We start from the raw sequence: 16,532 nt of genomic DNA on the forward strand, positions 1-16,532 counted from the left end.
AAAATACAGGATTTTTATGAGTTTATATTAAGTCTACATCTGCCCATAGTAGGAAAACTACATCCCTTACTATCTGCCATATATATGATATATATCTCTATCTATAGTATGAAAATATTCTAGTTTGGCAAAAAAGCATTCATAGACGTATTTACGACTAATTTGCTCTAGCTAAAGACAGGTTTTACTAAATTTTTGAAAAAGTTGACAGTTTCCTCTGGTTCAAGAAATATTTTTGCAAGATCATTCATTAGTTTTTGACTTAGTATATTTAGATACTTCTAGAAAATGTGCTTACCCTTAAGTCTTTTCAAATTAAATAATTTCCTTCTCTATCTGGAAATGACTGAGGACAAATTGTAGTAACCAATAGAAACTAAATCAGGAACTAAAACCTCTGGAGTTCCCAGAGGTTTTTTCTTTAAACTATGCTCTCCTGCTGACGCTTCTATGAGGAGTTGGGTGATATCCGACAACAAGCTGCGGCGTGTAAGCATTTGACAATTCGATACAAGCAAAAATTGTCGCAATGAATTAGTAGAGTAAGCTAAATTTAAATATAAGCTACTGGGAGTGGAGATGATGTTGTTGGAATTAAAGCGCATCCATGTTCCACCAGGACAAAGAGTGTTACTGCGAGATGTAACCTGGCAGGAATTGGAAACAATTCTAGAGGATTTAGGGGAACACCGTGTAGCACGAATTGCTTATGACAGGGGAATACTGGAGATTATGGCACCATTGCCAGAACATGAATATGATAAAGAAATTATTGGCGATTTAGTCAAAGCGCTTCTGGAAGAGCTAAATACTGAGTTCATCAGTCTTGGTTCTACAACTTTCAAAAACCAAGTAATGGCTCAAGGTATAGAACCTGACCAGTGTTTCTATATAAAAAATGAATCTAAGATTCGTGGGAAGAAGCGTCTAGATTTAACAGTAGACCCCCCTCCAGATTTAGCTATAGAAGTTGACATTACTTCTCGCACTCATCCTAATATTTATGAAGCATTAAAAGTACCTGAGCTTTGGCGTTTTAACAAAGGAAAGCTCCAAATTAATGTTCTAGAAAATGAGCATTATGTAGAGTCTCAGCAAAGCCTAAATTTTCCTCAATTTAAACTAGGTGAAGCGATTACTCAATATCTTGAGCAAACTATAACCGAAGGCAGAAATGCAACATTCAAAGCTTTTCGTCTTTGGGTACAAAAGCAGATACAACAGGGATAATTCGTAATTCAGAATTAATTTTGGGTAATGAGCCGCCTAACACTAACTTCAGTCTGATTTTGGTAGGGAACCAGGATGAACAGCGGCCAAAGCCGCTTATCCTGTCTCCCGTACATAGTCTCAGGTTATCAAATACCAGGTTACTTAGTAATGATTGAGATTAATACCAGCTTCTTTCGCCATTGCTTCTAACCCTTTGACTTCTAGGGTTTTAATTGCTTTGGTAGACAGCTTTAATTTTACCCAACGATTTCCGCCTGCCCACCAAACACGCTTGCTTTGCAGATTGGCGTGCTGAAGGCGTTTTGTGCGACGGTGGGAGTGGGAAACAGCAAAAGCGTTATTTGCCTTCTTACCAGTTAGTTCACAGCGACGAGACATAGCAAGTATCTCCAGATTGTTATTTTAATACAGCCTTTCCATTCTATGTCTTAGACAACAGAAGTGGAAAAGGGAGTGGGGGAGATGAGGGGGAAGGGGAGCAGGGGAGAAATCAATTCAAAATTCAAAATTCAAAATTAAAGAACTTCTGCCCCCTCTTTCCCAATTCCCCATTCCCAACTATTTACTAGCTTGTTCCGTCAGCTTGGTGAGTACCTCATTCGATCGCTCGACGAAAGATTTCATTCCTTCAGCGTCAAATCCTTTCTGAGACATCAGCGCTAAATCGTAGACGTGTTGACAAATCAGGTTCACTAACTGATCTGTAGACGATTGACCGTCACCTTGGATAATAGTACCTTGGTTCAGATTTGCCAGATTTTGAATTAGCGGATGAGCAGTGTTCACCAGCAAAATATGATCTTCAGGAAACTCTGCTGTTCCCTGCTGCATCATGGCGTTCATTTCTCGCAGGCGGCGCAGAATCTCTGGTAAAAGCACCATCGCAGGTGGTGTACCTTGAGGATCATCTGATTTCAACGCTTCGGTACGGATGTTGAGTTTGGGTTTGTTGAGCGATTTCTCAAATAACTCTTTAATCGTCTCACTCCGAGTTTTGTTCGTCTTCGGATCGACAATTTCCTTATCTTTATCTTGTTCCAGCAGAGTATTATCTAAATCTGAGTCTACCCGTGTAAACTTGACATCCTGATATTCCCGCTCTAGGAAGTTGATAAAGTGGGTGTCAATGAAGGAGTCCATAAACAGGACTTCCAATCCTTGATTTTTGTGCAGTTCTATGTATGTAGATTGGGTTGCTTCATCGGTGCTGTAGAAAACCCGGTTTTCGTTGCGTTCTTTGTTGCGTTCTAGATATTCTTTCAGCGTAGTATATGGAGCGCTGGGGGTTGAGTTTTCAGCACTGGGTGAAGGAGTTACATCTTGCCAAGCATCCCCGTCTGAAGACTGGACTTCAACCACTGGAGTTTCAGCAGCAACTTTTTCTGTCAGCTTGGCGGTGGTGCGGAAGACGATGATATCTTCGATTTGCTTTTTGAATTTATCGTCGTTGAGAACGCCGAATTTTACAAAGGTGCCGAGGTCTTTCCAAGCACTGATGTATTGTTCACGATTATCGCGGAAAAGTTCTTTGAGGCGATCGCCTACTTTTTTGGCAATGTAGTCACCAATTCGCTTCACGGTGCGATCGCCTTGCAAGGCACTGCGCGATACGTTTAGCGGAATATCGGTACTATCAATCACACCCCGCATCGGCATCAAAAATTGCGGGATAATTTCTTCGCAGTTGTCACTAACAAAAACTTGATTGCAAAATAGCTTGATCTGTCCTTTGGTAACATCTACATCCGGCCTCATTTTGGGGAAATACAAAATCCCGTTGATGATAAAGGGATAGTCAGTATTTAAATGCACCCACAACAAAGGTTCTTCTTGAAAAGGATACAGATAGCGGTAAAACTCTAAATACTCTTCTTGACTCAGATTACTTGGAGACTCTCGCCACGGTGCTTTTTGCTTATTTACTACCTCACCGTCGAGTTTTATTGGTACTGGCAAGAAATCGCAATAAGTCTTGACAAGGTTTTTAATCCGTGCTGACTCTAGAAATTCCTCTTCTTCTCCTTGCAGACTGAGAGTAATAGTTGTGCCGCGAGTTGTCCGGGACGAATCTTCTAGGGTGAAAGCTGGGGAACCATCGCAAGTCCAGTGAACCGCCTGCGCCCCTTCTTGGTAGGATAAAGTATCAATTTCTACCTTTTGCGCCACCATGAAAGAAGAGTAGAAACCAAGACCAAAGTGCCCAATTATCGGTTGATCTGATTTGCCTTCATACTTATGAATAAATTCTTCAGCACTAGAAAAGGCAACCTGATTGATATATTTCTTAACTTCATCTGCGGTCATCCCGATACCGTTATCGGAAATGGATAGAGTTTTTTTATCTTTGTCAATGGCAATTTCAATTTCCGGTTCGCCGATGTCTCCAGCGTAATCTCCGGCGCGGGATACCATTTTCAGCTTTTGGATAGCGTCTACAGCGTTGGATACGAGTTCCCGCAAGAAAATTTGGTGATCTGAGTAAAGCGACTTCTTAATGATCGGGAAAATATTCTCAGTATGAATACTGATAGTGCCTTGTTCTAGCATAATTGGTAATTTTTCGATGTTAGTATCTGAAATGATGATAGTGGCTTATACAGCCTAGCCCTCTGCTTTCCAGGATAAACCCGGAGAATACAGAAGGACATGATACCAATTAGGATTTTAAAAGCATAGCTTAGGCGATCGCACCTTTTTTAAGCATTGTTTGCCCCCATTTCTGATTCGGATTTCCCTACTTCCTAGTACAGACGCGATTAATCGCGTCTCTGCTTAATCTCCATTATTATGAGCATGATTGCTATATTTTTTACCTATGGTTAATAGTTCTGACTTACTCGCAAAACTCTACAATGCCTTTAACCCCTTTGAACCCTTACCCGCAGGCGATCCAAAATATGTAGATTGTCAGGATGTTCGTGGAGAGGCGGATATTGAGCAAGAGTTGGGAAATCGGATGCGATTGGCAGATACAAATACTTGCCAATTGTATTCTGGTCATCGGGGTGCGGGGAAGTCTACAGAATTACTCAGGTTAAAGAAATATTTAGAAAATCGGGAATTTTATGTTGTGTATTTTGCGGCTGATGAAGAGGATATCGATTCTGAAGATGCCCAATATACAGATATTCTCCTCGCCTGTACCCGCCGTTTGCTCAAAGATTTAAAAGAAATTGCTAGTCCTCGTCCTATACTCGACTGGTTGAAAGGTCGTTGGGAAGATTTAAAAGATTTAGCACAGACTCCCATAGAATTTGAGAGTCTAGGAGTAGAAGCACAGCTAACTCAATTCGCCAAGTTGACCGCAAATTTAAGGGCTGTTCCTGAATTACGCCAGAAGATTCGCCAAAAAATTGATCCTTACACCGTCACTTTAATTCAGGTGTTAAATGAGTTTCTGGTGGATGCAAAACAGCACTTACCTAATGGCTACAAGAAACTGGCGGTAATTGTTGATAACTTAGACCGGATGGTGTTAGTCAAAGACGGAGAACGCACCAACTATGAGGAAGTCTTTTTAGACCGTAGCGAACAACTCCAAGCTTTAGATTGCCATTTGATTTACACTATTCCCATTTCAATGGTCTATTCTACCAGGGCAACAGACCTCAGAGATATCTACGGCGACCCCCAAATTTTGCCGATGATTATGGTAAACACTCTCAAGGGAGACATTTATCAGCCAGGACTCAAGAAAGTTAAGGAAGTAATTAACAAGAGAGTCCGGCAAATTGCACCCGAACTATCATTAGAAACAGAAATTTTCGACAGTCCCCAAACTTTAGACAGACTTTGTTTAATGAGTGGAGGTCATGTGAGAAATTTGCTATTGTTAACTCAAGATGCCATTGGACGCACTGAAGAGTTACCTGTTTCAGAAAAGGCTGTGCGACGAGCAATTACTCAAGCCAGAGATACTTATCGCCGCGCTGTGGAAAATCATCAATGGTGTTTGTTAGCGGAAGTATCTTGTTCTAAACGCATTATTAATGATGACTTATATCGCAGTTTGATGTATAACCGATGTCTTTTAGAATACCGCTATTTGGATGATGATGGAGAAATGCAGCGTTGGTATGATATTCATCCATTGATTCAAGGAATTCCAGAATTTAAAGAAGCCGTAGCGAAACTTTCATGAACCCAAATTTAAGTGATTGGGATGATGATTTACCCCCAGAACCAGAAGAAGCTTATCAAGACTTGCTTCGCGCGCTGAAGCGAAAATCAGGATTTGGTTTATTTTTTGTCCAATGTACACCTGTGGAAGCAGACAATTTGATTGTCAAACTTCCACAGGAGATTCCGCAGAAGAAGATTGCAGTTTTGCGCTTGGTTGAGGCGATTGATAATTTATATCAGCCAGTAGTTGAGTTTGTTAAAGATAAGCAAGTTGATATTTTATTGATTAAAGGGCTGGAATATTCTTTATATAAATATGAAAAAAGAAGTTTTGGGGAAATTACAGAAGGTCAATTTAGCAATTTGACCAGTGTTCCACATATTTTAAATCACTTAAACCAACAGCGAGAACGCTTTAGAGATGATTTTCCCATTAGCTTTGTTTTTCTTTTGCGTTCATTTTCGATAAACTATTTTATTCACCGCGCCCCAGATTTTTTTGATTGGCGTTCTGGCGTGTTTGAATTACCAACCACGCCAGAAGTGGTAGATGAAGAATCGTCCCGTTTACTCGATGAAGCAGATTTTGGTGAATATTTAAAATTAACTTCGGAGAAAAGGATAGAGAAAGTCTTAGAAATTCAAGATTTACTTACAGAAAAATCTCAGATAGATAGTCGAAAAGCTAGCTTACTACGTGAACTGGGAAGGCTGTTGATTACTGCTAAGGAATATGAAGGAGCTCTTACATCGTACGACCAAGCACTGAAAATTAAACCAGATTATCACCAAGCTTGGTATAACCGGGGCAATGCGTTAGGAAATTTAGGGCGCTACGAAGATGCGATCGCATCCTATGACAAAGCCTTGGAAATTAAACCTGATTTCTACCAAGCTTGGGACAACCGGGGGTATGCGTTAAAAGATTTAGGATGCTATGAAGATGCGATCGCATCTTACGACAAAGCTCTGGAAATTAAACCTGATTTCCACCAAGCTTGGAACAATCGGGGCATTGCGCTAGGGAATTTAGGACGCAATGAAGAAGCGATCACCGCCTTCGACAAAGCACTGGAAATTAAACCTGATTACCACGAAGCTTGGGACAACCTGGGCGATACGCTAGGGAATTTAGGACGTAATGAAGATGCAATCACCGCCTTCGACAAAGCACTGGAAATTAAACCTGATTACCAGCAAGCTTGGAAAAGTCGGGGCATTGCGCTAAGGAGTTTAGGACGCAATGAAGAAGCGATCGCCTCCTACGACAAAGCACTGGAAATTCAACATGATTACCACTATGCTTGGTACAATCGGGGGATTGCACTAAGGAATTTAGGACGCAATGAAGAAGCGATCACCGCCTTCGACAAAGCACTGGAAATTAAACCTGATTATCACTATGCTTGGGACAGGAGAGGTGATGCGCTATATAAATTAGGACGTAATGAAGAAGCAATCGTATCCTATGACCAAGCACTGAAATTTAAACCTCACTATCACTATATTTGGTACAGCAAAGGTAATGTGCTATATAAATTAGGACGCAATGAAGAAGCGATCGTATCCTATAACCAAGCACTGCAATTGAAACCTGATTATCACTATGCTTGGGACATGAAAGGTAATGTGCTACAAAAATTAGGACGTAATGAAGAAGCGATCGCATCCTACGACCAAGCACTTAAATTTAAACTTGATTTCCACCACGCTTGGTACAACAAGGGTCGCGCACTATTTAATTTGGGTCAATACTATGAAGCAATCACAAATTATGAAGCCTGCTTAGAAATTCAACCAGATTATTACTATGCTTGGGAGCATAGAGGCTATGCTTTATATCACTTAGATTGTTACTCTGAAGCCATCTCCAGTTTTGATAAAGTGTTAGAAAATCAACCCAATGCCTACCAATGCTGGAACAATCGAGGCTATTTATTGCTTAAAAAGTTCTCTTCTGAAGGAAGGAGTCCTGTTTATGAAAAAGCGCTAGAAATTGGTTTTATTTCCCAGGATTTCCTTAACCAAAAAAGTCTTTTACTATCTGACTTAGAACACTGCATAGAAGCTCTTAACAATTTTGACAAAGTTCTTGAACTTAAACCAGATTTTGAAATCACCTGGGCAAATAGAGGTTTTGCGCTTTATTACTTAGGTCGATATGAAGAGGCTATAGAAAGTTGCAACAAAGCCCTTGAATTTAAATATAATGACTACGTTACATGGTCTAATAAAGGCTTTGCACTCATGAAGTTAGAGCGCTATGAAGAAGCTATTACAAGTTTTGATAAAGTTATAGAGATTAAACTTGATAATCATATTGCTTGGTACAACAAAGCTTGCTGTTATGCTTCACAGAACAATGGCGAATTAGCGATTAAAAATCTACAGCAGGCTGTCAACCTAATTCCTGATGAATATCGTGAGATGGCAAAAACTGACTCATATTTTGATAGTATTCGGCAAGATGAGTGCTTTCAAGTTTTAACTCAACAAAGAATGTAGCGATAGTTTTAAGCGTCTGAAATTAACATAAAAAAATAAACCCACCTCCGTGGGTTTTATCTGTGTAGCCTCGATTTTAATCGCCTTCTTAGACTATGTAGCAATCTGTGGTACTGACACCTTCACCAGCACTTTTTTACTAAAAGACAGACCATTTTCATTTTTGTCAATGATAATCGTGTCTCCAGAGATAAAAGTATTCTCCAATAACTTGGTGGCGAGAGGGTTTTCTACTTCTCGCTGAATTGCGCGTTTGAGTGGACGCGCACCATAAACAGGGTCATAGCCTGATTCCACAAGGTGATCGCAAGCTGCTTGGGATATCTCAAAGAATATTTTTTGCTCGCGCAAGAGATTTTCTACCCGCTTGAGTTGAATACGGATGATTTGCCGCATTTCTGTGCGATTTAGGGTATGGAAGAGAATAATATCATCGACGCGGTTGAGAAATTCTGGGCGGAAATGCGATCGCAAACCTTCCATTACCCGCTTCCGCATCGTTTCATACTGAGAATCACCCGATACATCCAAAATATGTTCGCTGCCTATGTTACTGGTCATCACAATAACGCTGTTGCGGAAATCTACCGTTCTTCCTTGAGAGTCAGTAATTCTCCCATCATCTAACACCTGCAACAAAATATTGAACACATCGGGGTGCGCCTTTTCGACTTCATCCAGCAGCACCACTGAGTAAGGACGGCGGCGAACTGCTTCGGAAAGTTGACCGCCTTCTTCATAGCCTACGTAACCTGGAGGCGCTCCTACTAACCGAGAAACTGAGTGTTTTTCCATATACTCAGACATATCCAAACGCACCAAGGCATCATCAGAATCAAAGAGAAACTGAGCTAAAGCACGGGCAAGTTCGGTTTTGCCCACTCCTGTGGGGCCCATGAACAAAAATGAACCAATGGGACGCGAGGGATCTTTCATCCCCGCACGGGCGCGACGAATCGCTGCTGCTACAGCTTCTACAGCCTCTTCTTGCCCAATGACTCGTTGATGTAAATGACTTTCTAATTGCAGTAGTTTTTGCCGTTCTGATTCCAATAAGCGATTGACGGGAATTCCTGTCCATTTGGCGACGATTTCGGCAATATCGGCTTCGGTGACTTGTTCTCGCAGCAATGTCGAACCTTGGTTTTGAATTTCTAAAAGGCTCGCTTCCTTGGCTTCACGCTCGTGCTGTACTCCTTCCAATTTGCCATATTTCAGTTGAGCAGCTTTATTTAAGTCATAAGCACGTTCCGCCTGTTCAATTTGCACTCGCAGCGCATCTTCTTCTTTCTTTAAGGCGCTTATCGCCTCCAATATCTGCTTTTCACCTTGCCATTGCTCGTTAAATACTTGCTGTTTTTCAGTTAAATTGGCGATTTCTTGCTCAATGCGCTCCAAACGCTCTTTTGTTTGGGGAGTGCCCTTTTCTTCGCCAGCTAATGACAGCTTTTCCATTTCTAACTGCATGAGGCGGCGATCAATGGTTTCCAATTCTGCTGGTTTGGAGGTAATCTCCATTTTCAACTGTGCTGCTGCTTCATCTACCAAATCGATGGCTTTATCTGGCAAAAAGCGATCGCTAATATAACGCGCTGACAGTGTTGCTGCTGCTACCAAAGCCGAATCAGAAATTTTGACGTTGTGATGCACTTCATAGCGTTCTTTCAACCCTCGCAGAATGGAAATAGTATTTTCCACACTTGGCTGATCGACAAATACTTGCTGAAAGCGGCGTTCTAGGGCAGCATCTTTCTCAATGTGTTTGCGGAACTCGTCGAGGGTAGTTGCGCCAATGCAACGCAGTTCTCCCCGCGCCAGCATTGGTTTGAGCAGATTTCCGGCATCCATTGCCCCTTGTTGGCTGGAACCTGTACCAACTACGGTATGTAGTTCGTCAATAAACAAGACAATTTGACCGTTAGAGTCCATCACTTCTTTGAGGACAGCTTTCAGGCGTTCTTCAAATTCTCCTCGCAATTTTGCCCCAGCAATTAAACTACCGATGTCTAAAGATATCAGTTGGCGGTTTTTCAGAGATTCGGGAACGTCACCGTTTACCATCCGTTGTGCCAAAGCTTCTGCGATCGCAGTTTTACCTACCCCAGGTTCACCAATCAACACAGGGTTATTTTTGCTCCGACGAGACAATACTTGAATTACCCGCCGAATTTCGTCATCTCGCCCAATTACTGGGTCGAGTTTTCCAGCTTTTGCCTGTTCTGTCAAATCTCTGCCAAATTTTTGTAAAGCTTCATAGCGCGATTCTGGGCTTTGATCTGTTACCTTTTGGCTACCGCGAACGGCTTTGATAGTAGCTTCTAGTTTAGCTGCGTCCACACTAAAGCTTTTGAGGATCTTTCGTCCAATGCGATCGTCTTCAGCAAAAGCTAAAAGTATATGTTCTACAGAAATGTAGGAGTCTTTCATCCTGACTCTAGCTTCCTCGGCTTTATCTAGTAAAACATCTAAACTACGGCTAAGATAAAGCTGATCGCTTTTACCAACTTTGGGTTGACGTTGAATAAAGGCTTCTAGCTGCTGTTGGAAGCGGATTGGATCGACCTCAGATCGAGCCAGGATACGTATTGCTAGACTGGTGGGTTCTTCTAACAGGGCAATAATTAAATGTTCAACATCTAGTTGCTGTTGTTGATAAGCACGGACTATATCCTGAGATTTAACAATTGCTTCCCAGGCTTTATCAGTAAATTTATTTGGATCTGTAGGTTGCATCTTTATAATTTTGGAATTTTGATTTTTAGTTTAGGGATTGGGCATTGGTAATGGGGGATTGGGAACTGGGGATTGGGAACTGGGGATTGGGAACTGGGGATTGGAAAACTTTTACCTAGTCACTAATTCCTAGTCCCTAGTCCCCAGTCCCTAATTATCCAAACATTCTCAGCGTATATCCGCGTGTATCTCCGGTGGCAATTTAGGAATGGTAATTTGGTGATAGTTTAATCTACTACCTATTTCCTAATTTAAAACGAAAACACTGTTCTGAACGGACTTTGCCAGATGATGTTATTGGAGCGATGCCTACGACGGCTACGCCTACGCTCTTAGGAATACGGATACACTAATAGGATTTACGCAGAGGATATGCCCTAACCCGCCTAAAAAGCGGAGGCAAAAAGCGAAAAGTATCGCGCGTCTCGCTCTTAAGCAAAACTTGCTGCCCAGATCCCCGACTTCTTCAAGAAGTCGGGGATCTAAATCCAGCTTCAGTAAGTGAAATTCCACCCTAGCGATAATTTATTTTTTGGGAAATCCCTTATAAGAATTACTGACTCACAAGTTGCTCTTGTGATTCCTGTTTGGCTGCTGAACCTTGAGATCCTAGTTGAATCAGTTCAATTTTATATCCATCTGGATCTTCCACAAAAGCAATTACTGTCGAACCATGTTTCATCGGTCCTGGTTCGCGCACGATTTTACCGCCCTGATTGCGGATTTCTTCACAGGTAGCGTAAATATCATCAACCCCAAGGGCAATGTGACCATAAGCATTACCCAATTCGTACTTTTCCACGCCCCAGTTGTAGGTTAGTTCGATCACTGCGTTGTCGCTTTCGTCACCATAGCCCACAAAAGCCAGGGTAAATTCTCCCCCTGGATAATCTTTCCGGCGTAGTAATTTCATACCCAAAAGGTCACAGTAAAATTTCAACGACTCTTCCAGATTTCCTACCCGTAGCATTGTATGTAGTAATCGCATATTGACCTTTTCTGTGTAATTGATTTAGTGTTATTCTCTGCCTGCCAACATTTTACCTAGCTGAAAGTCTTCAGGTAGAAATGCCATCAGGGAAAGAATTAATTGAAAGAAGGAGAGGGCAATTAGTTTTCCTTCTGCTTCCTGCCTTCTGCCTCCTGCCTTCATTGATTCCCTTACCCGTTTTTGGTCTTGTTCCCTATCCATACAATGGAAATCTTCTTTAATCTCAGCCAATAAAGTCTCTTAACAGCATAAGCTAGCGATTGGGTTAGGCAACTGGACTGGGTGCGTAACACACTCGAATAAAGGATAAAGTACAGATGAGTAAATTTTTAGACACTGCCATTGAAGCGATCGCAGCCCGTGAAATTCTTGATTCACGCGGTAGACCAACAATTGAAGCCGAAGTGCATTTAGCCAATGGTGTTGTCGGACTAGCGCAGGTTCCCAGTGGTGCTTCCACAGGCACTTTTGAGGCTCATGAACTGCGTGATGGCGATAAAAGCCGTTATGGGGGCAAAGGCGTACTCAAGGCAGTACAAAACGTCAAAGAAGCGCTTGCACCAAAATTACTAGGCTTGGATGCCCTCAACCAAGAACTCCTAGACCGCACGATGATCGCCATAGATGGTTCTCCTAACAAATCCAATTTGGGCGCGAATGCGATTTTGGGGGTTTCTCTAGCAGCAGCCAAAGCAGGTGCTGAATCTTTAGATATTCCTCTATATCGCTATTTGGGTGGCCCTTTAGCGAATTTGCTCCCAGTGCCATTGATGAACGTAATTAACGGTGGCGCACACGCATCAAACAACGTGGACTTTCAAGAGTTTATGATTGTCCCAATTGGCGCAACTTCTTTTCGGGAAGCATTGCGCTGGGGTGCAGAGGTGTTTGCTACCCTCAGTCAAGTATTAGATGAGAAGGGTTTGCTTACTGGTGTAGGCGATGAAGGCGGCTTTGCCCCGAACCTAGAATCTAATCAAGTGGCTTTGGAATTGCTGGTTGCTGCCATTAAGAAAGCTGGTTACAAGCCAGGTGAAGAAGTAGCTTTGGCTTTGGATGTGGCTGCTAGCGAATTTTACAAAAATGGTCAGTATGTTTACGATGGTAAACCTCACGCCCCGGCTGAGTTTATTGATTATTTAGGACAACTTGTTGACCAATACCCAATTGTTTCAATTGAGGATGGTTTACATGAAGAAGATTGGCAAAGTTGGCAATTGCTGACCCAGAAGTTAGGTTCACGGGTGCAATTGGTAGGGGATGATTTGTTTGTAACGAACGCTACTCGTTTGCAAAGAGGGATTCAGGAAAAAGCCGCTAACGCCATTTTGATTAAACTCAATCAAATTGGTTCTCTCACCGAAACCTTGGAAACGATTGATTTGGCAACACGTAACAGCATCCGTTCAGTAATTAGCCATCGTTCTGGTGAAACCGAAGACACAACGATCGCTGATTTAGCCGTAGCAACCCGTGCCGGTCAAATCAAAACAGGTTCCCTCTGTCGCAGTGAACGGGTAGCAAAATATAATCGCTTGCTGCGAATTGAAGATGAACTAGGCGATCGCGCCGTTTATGCTGGTGCTGTAGGTTTAGGGCCGAAGTAGGGACTGGGGAGCAGGGGAGCAGGGGAGGCAGGGGAGGACAAGAAGATAAACAAAACTCTTAACTCCCAACACTCCATTCCCCATTCCCCATTCCCCATTCCCCATCATGGATAAAACCCCAACTTGGGCAACCCCAAAGTTTCATCCCAACCCATCATCAGGTTAAGACATTGAATCGCCTGACCCGCCTGCCCTTTAATTAGATTGTCAATTGCCGACATGACAATCACTCGACCTGTGCGCGAGTCAACTTCTACGCCGATGTAACAAAGATTGCTGCCGTTAGCCCATTTGGTTTGAGGGTAAATGCCGCTACCGCAGACTTTTACCCAAGGAGAGTTGCGGTAGAAGGCTGAGAAAATTGTGATTAAGTCATCTCGCACTAGACCGGGATCGCTCATTTTGGCATATACCGTTGCCAAAATCCCGCGTACCATTGGGACAAGATGCGGTGTAAATTGGATCATCAGTTCGTGACCAGCTAAGTCACTGCAAATTTGCTCAATTTCTGGGGTGTGACGGTGACGGCCAATATTGAAAGCTGCGATGGAATTATCTGCTTCAGATAGTAATAAGTTGGTTTGAGGTTGCCGTCCACTGCTAGATGTGCCAGCCTTGGCATCGATAATAGCTGTTTCTGGGACGATTAAGCCTTGCTTTAAGAGTGGCGAAAGTGCAAGGAGACTCGCAGTGGGATAGGAACCAGGACAGCCAATAAGTTGAGCTTCGGCAATGCGATCGCGATAAAGTTCTGGTAATCCATAAACTGCTGTAGCTGCAATGGTGCGATCGCTTCTCTCAATGCCATACCAATTTGTATAAGTTGTCAAATCCCTGAACCGATAGTCTGCACTCAAATCCAGGACTTTACATCCTTTTTCTAATAGTTTGGGCGCGATTTGGCAAGCCAGACCATTTGGTAAAGACAAGAAAACTACTTCACAGCGATGAGCAATTATTTCTGGTTCTACCGCTTCTATTGGTAGATTAGTGGCATGAGCCAGATGCGGGTACAAATCCCCAAAGGATTTACCGATACTACTCTCACCACCTAAATAAACCAGTTCGACTTCTGGATGATCCATCAGTAGCCGTACTAACTGTACTTCGCCATAGCCCGACGCGCCAATAATCCCAACGGGTACGCGTCTAAATTTGCCCATGATCTGAAATCCTTATCCCATGAATAGTTAATTCGTTCTCAGCTATCAACAATATCAGCGACTAGACTCTTAGCGTACAAAACACCTAAAACCCCTCTACTTTTTTTGGACGCAAAGTAAGAAGACGCGGCGAAGTTACAAAATATTGTATTTGTCCCCCTTATCCTGTTCATTCTTGGCTATCGGCACTTTGAAATCCCCATTTTGAACGGCAAAAATTTTTGCCCTGTTATCAAATCATTGCTAGTCTACTTCTCTGCCTTATAAAGGAGCTACAATCTAAAAGAAGAAATTGTAAAAAAAATTTACGTTGGTAGCTGGAAATCTTTCTGTGTCACAGCCTAATCCTACCCAAGCTTTTAAATTTGATTCGATTGATGCCGCTTTAGCAGACCTAAAAGCTGGTCGTGTAATTGTAGTGGTAGATGATGAAAATAGAGAAAATGAAGGCGACTTAATTTGTGCTGCCCAATTTGCGACACCCGACACGATTAATTTCATGGCGGTGGAAGCTAGAGGGCTGATCTGTTTGGCAATGACAGGCGATCGCTTAGACGAGCTAGACTTACCTTTGATGGTAAGCAACATTACAGATCCTAACCAAACTGCCTTCACTGTTAGCATTGATGCTGGCCCAGAATTGGGTGTCACGACTGGCATCTCAGCAGAAGACCGCGCCCGCACTATCCAGGTTACTCTCAATCCAGCCACAAAACCTACCGATTTACGTCGTCCTGGTCATATTTTCCCCATTCGGGCAAAAGCTGGCGGTGTACTCAAACGCGCAGGGCATACGGAAGCGGCTGTAGACTTATCTCGACTAGCAGGGCTATATCCAGCCGGGGTAATTTGTGAAATTCAAAACCCCGATGGTTCAATGGCGCGGTTGCAACAGTTATTTGAATATGCCAAACGTCACAATTTAAAAATAATTAGTATTGCGGATTTAATCAGCTATCGCCTACAGCACGATCGCCTGGTGTATCGTGAGGTAATTACTAAGCTGCCTAGTCAATTCGGGCAGTTTGAAATTTACGCCTACCGCCATACCCTGGATAATACAGAACACGTTGCAATTGTCAAAGGAGATCCAGGTAACTTCAAAGATGAGCCAGTAATGGTGCGGATGCACTCAGAATGCTTAACTGGTGATGCTTTGGGTTCTTTGCGCTGCGATTGTCGGATGCAGTTAGAAGCTGCGCTGAAGATGATTGAGGCTGCTGGTCAAGGTGTAGTTGTATACCTGCGTCAAGAAGGGCGGGGCATCGGCTTGATTAACAAGCTAAAAGCCTACTCGTTGCAGGATATGGGACTGGATACAGTTGAAGCAAATGAGCGTTTGGGATTTCCTGCTGACTTGCGAGACTACGGGATGGGCGCACAAATGCTGATGGATTTGGGCATCAAAAAGATTCGTTTGATTACCAATAATCCCCGTAAGATTGCTGGAGTTAAGGGCTATGGATTGGAAGTAGTCGATCGCGTGCCATTGTTAATTGAAGCAACCGACTACAATTCTTATTACCTAGCGACAAAGGCGAAAAAGCTGGGTCACATGCTGTTACAGACTTATCTGGTGACAGTAGCAATCCATTGGCAAGATGACCCGGAAGCTGTGACAGAACGTTATGAACGCTTAGAAAAACTGCGACATTTAGCGAAAAGTAATGATTTATTGTTGCAAGAAGAAGCGCGTCCGTTAGCGATCGCTATATTTGACGAGCCATCTTTGACAGTACACTTGGGTTTTGATCAAGCAAAAGTTGCTAGCTCTGATTGGTATCAACAAAGTGGCCATCCTTATATACAAGCTATCTTCCAAATTCTGGATAACCTCGCCACCTTGCCATACATCCAGAAACTAGAATTTCTGATTTCTTCTGGTTGCGATCCCTTGAGTAATTTACAAGTCCAACTGGATCGGCAGACATTCTCGGATGGTACACTGCCTTCGTCGATTAGCGATCGCCTAGAAAAGCAGCAAATCTATAGCTTTAGCAAATAGCCTGGTTCAATAAATTTTGTAGTGGCATGGCAAGACTAAAATAGTGCATTAGACGTAGGTTGGGTGAAGCGGAGCGCAACCCAACATATATCAGAATGTGGGTTACGCACAGCCTCCAACGCCACTTGCTACAATGCGGGAAACCCGTGCAACGCAGTGGCTCCCCAACCTAC

Annotated in this window: 12 protein-coding genes; 5 read left to right on the forward strand and 7 right to left on the reverse strand. The window is 42.8% G+C overall.

The annotated features are described in order from the left end of the window. Nucleotides 1-332: 332 nt before the first annotated feature. Complete coding sequence (locus IQ274_RS02330; RefSeq protein WP_163931789.1) at nt 333-497, reverse strand: hypothetical protein; 165 nt, start codon at nt 495-497, stop codon at nt 333-335. 85 nt (nt 498-582) lie between these two features. Here IQ274_RS02330 and IQ274_RS02335 point away from each other — a divergent pair, with 85 nt between their 5' ends. Next, nucleotides 583-1,230, forward strand: coding sequence for a Uma2 family endonuclease (locus tag IQ274_RS02335; protein ID WP_193867264.1), 648 nt, complete (start codon nt 583-585; stop codon nt 1,228-1,230). A gap of 144 nt (nt 1,231-1,374) precedes the next feature. Here the strand turns inward: IQ274_RS02335 and rpmB are convergent, their stop codons facing one another. After that, a complete protein-coding gene (rpmB, locus tag IQ274_RS02340; protein WP_114082227.1) occupies nt 1,375-1,611 on the reverse strand; it encodes a 50S ribosomal protein L28 in 237 nt (78 codons plus the stop codon). Nucleotides 1,612-1,791: 180 nt separating this feature from the next. After that, nucleotides 1,792-3,780, reverse strand: a complete 1,989-nt coding sequence (gene htpG, locus IQ274_RS02345) for a molecular chaperone HtpG (RefSeq protein ID WP_193867231.1) — start codon at nt 3,778-3,780, stop codon at nt 1,792-1,794. Nucleotides 3,781-4,048: 268 nt separating this feature from the next. Here htpG and IQ274_RS02350 point away from each other — a divergent pair, with 268 nt between their 5' ends. Further along, nucleotides 4,049-5,374, forward strand: a complete 1,326-nt coding sequence (locus IQ274_RS02350; RefSeq protein WP_193867232.1) for an AAA family ATPase — start codon at nt 4,049-4,051, stop codon at nt 5,372-5,374. Then, nucleotides 5,371-7,860, forward strand: coding sequence for a tetratricopeptide repeat protein (locus IQ274_RS02355; RefSeq protein ID WP_193867233.1), 2,490 nt, complete (start codon nt 5,371-5,373; stop codon nt 7,858-7,860). The genes IQ274_RS02350 and IQ274_RS02355 overlap by 4 nt, the downstream gene beginning before the upstream one ends. Before the next feature lie 93 nt (nt 7,861-7,953). Here IQ274_RS02355 and clpB read toward each other — a convergent pair whose 3' ends face one another. The 3 genes from clpB to IQ274_RS02370 form a co-directional block, all read right to left on the reverse strand. Further along, nucleotides 7,954-10,593, reverse strand: coding sequence for an ATP-dependent chaperone ClpB (gene clpB, locus IQ274_RS02360; RefSeq protein ID WP_193867234.1), 2,640 nt, complete (start codon nt 10,591-10,593; stop codon nt 7,954-7,956). Between the two features lie 553 nt (nt 10,594-11,146). Further along, nucleotides 11,147-11,581: a lactoylglutathione lyase gene (gloA, locus tag IQ274_RS02365; RefSeq protein WP_193867235.1), complete on the reverse strand. Its 435-nt coding sequence runs from the start codon at nt 11,579-11,581 to the stop codon at nt 11,147-11,149. A 30-nt stretch (nt 11,582-11,611) separates the two neighbouring features. After that, nucleotides 11,612-11,785 carry a hypothetical protein gene (locus tag IQ274_RS02370; protein WP_193867236.1) on the reverse strand — a complete coding sequence of 58 codons (174 nt, stop codon included), beginning with the start codon at nt 11,783-11,785 and terminating at the stop codon, nt 11,612-11,614. A gap of 116 nt (nt 11,786-11,901) precedes the next feature. Between IQ274_RS02370 and eno the strand changes: the two genes are divergently transcribed. Beyond that, on the forward strand, nt 11,902-13,191 hold the full coding sequence (gene eno, locus IQ274_RS02375) for a phosphopyruvate hydratase (protein ID WP_163928910.1): 1,290 nt from the start codon (nt 11,902-11,904) through the stop codon (nt 13,189-13,191). A 104-nt stretch (nt 13,192-13,295) separates the two neighbouring features. Here eno and argC read toward each other — a convergent pair whose 3' ends face one another. After that, nucleotides 13,296-14,354: an N-acetyl-gamma-glutamyl-phosphate reductase gene (gene argC / locus IQ274_RS02380; protein ID WP_193867237.1), complete on the reverse strand. Its 1,059-nt coding sequence runs from the start codon at nt 14,352-14,354 to the stop codon at nt 13,296-13,298. Between the two features lie 331 nt (nt 14,355-14,685). Here argC and ribBA point away from each other — a divergent pair, with 331 nt between their 5' ends. After that, a complete protein-coding gene (ribBA, locus tag IQ274_RS02385; RefSeq protein WP_163928908.1) occupies nt 14,686-16,359 on the forward strand; it encodes a bifunctional 3,4-dihydroxy-2-butanone-4-phosphate synthase/GTP cyclohydrolase II in 1,674 nt (557 codons plus the stop codon). Nucleotides 16,360-16,532 lie beyond the last annotated feature (173 nt).

The organism is Nostoc sp. LEGE 12447 (assembly GCF_015206985.1).
Classification (GTDB): domain Bacteria; phylum Cyanobacteriota; class Cyanobacteriia; order Cyanobacteriales; family Nostocaceae; genus Nostoc.

Excerpts from the sequence above, each read along its gene's own strand:
- IQ274_RS02335 (WP_193867264.1), top strand. The coding sequence starts at position 583 with ATGTTGTTGGAATTAAAGCGCATCCATGTTCCACCAGGACAAAGAGTG.
- IQ274_RS02370 (WP_193867236.1), bottom strand. The coding sequence starts at position 11,785 with ATGGATAGGGAACAAGACCAAAAACGGGTAAGGGAATCAATGAAGGCA.
- rpmB (WP_114082227.1), bottom strand. The coding sequence starts at position 1,611 with ATGTCTCGTCGCTGTGAACTAACTGGTAAGAAGGCAAATAACGCTTTT.
- eno (WP_163928910.1), top strand. The coding sequence starts at position 11,902 with ATGAGTAAATTTTTAGACACTGCCATTGAAGCGATCGCAGCCCGTGAA.
- clpB (WP_193867234.1), bottom strand. The coding sequence starts at position 10,593 with ATGCAACCTACAGATCCAAATAAATTTACTGATAAAGCCTGGGAAGCA.
- argC (WP_193867237.1), bottom strand. The coding sequence starts at position 14,354 with ATGGGCAAATTTAGACGCGTACCCGTTGGGATTATTGGCGCGTCGGGC.
- IQ274_RS02355 (WP_193867233.1), top strand. The coding sequence starts at position 5,371 with ATGAACCCAAATTTAAGTGATTGGGATGATGATTTACCCCCAGAACCA.
- IQ274_RS02350 (WP_193867232.1), top strand. The coding sequence starts at position 4,049 with ATGGTTAATAGTTCTGACTTACTCGCAAAACTCTACAATGCCTTTAAC.
- IQ274_RS02330 (WP_163931789.1), bottom strand. The coding sequence starts at position 497 with ATGCTTACACGCCGCAGCTTGTTGTCGGATATCACCCAACTCCTCATA.
- htpG (WP_193867231.1), bottom strand. The coding sequence starts at position 3,780 with ATGCTAGAACAAGGCACTATCAGTATTCATACTGAGAATATTTTCCCG.
- gloA (WP_193867235.1), bottom strand. The coding sequence starts at position 11,581 with ATGCGATTACTACATACAATGCTACGGGTAGGAAATCTGGAAGAGTCG.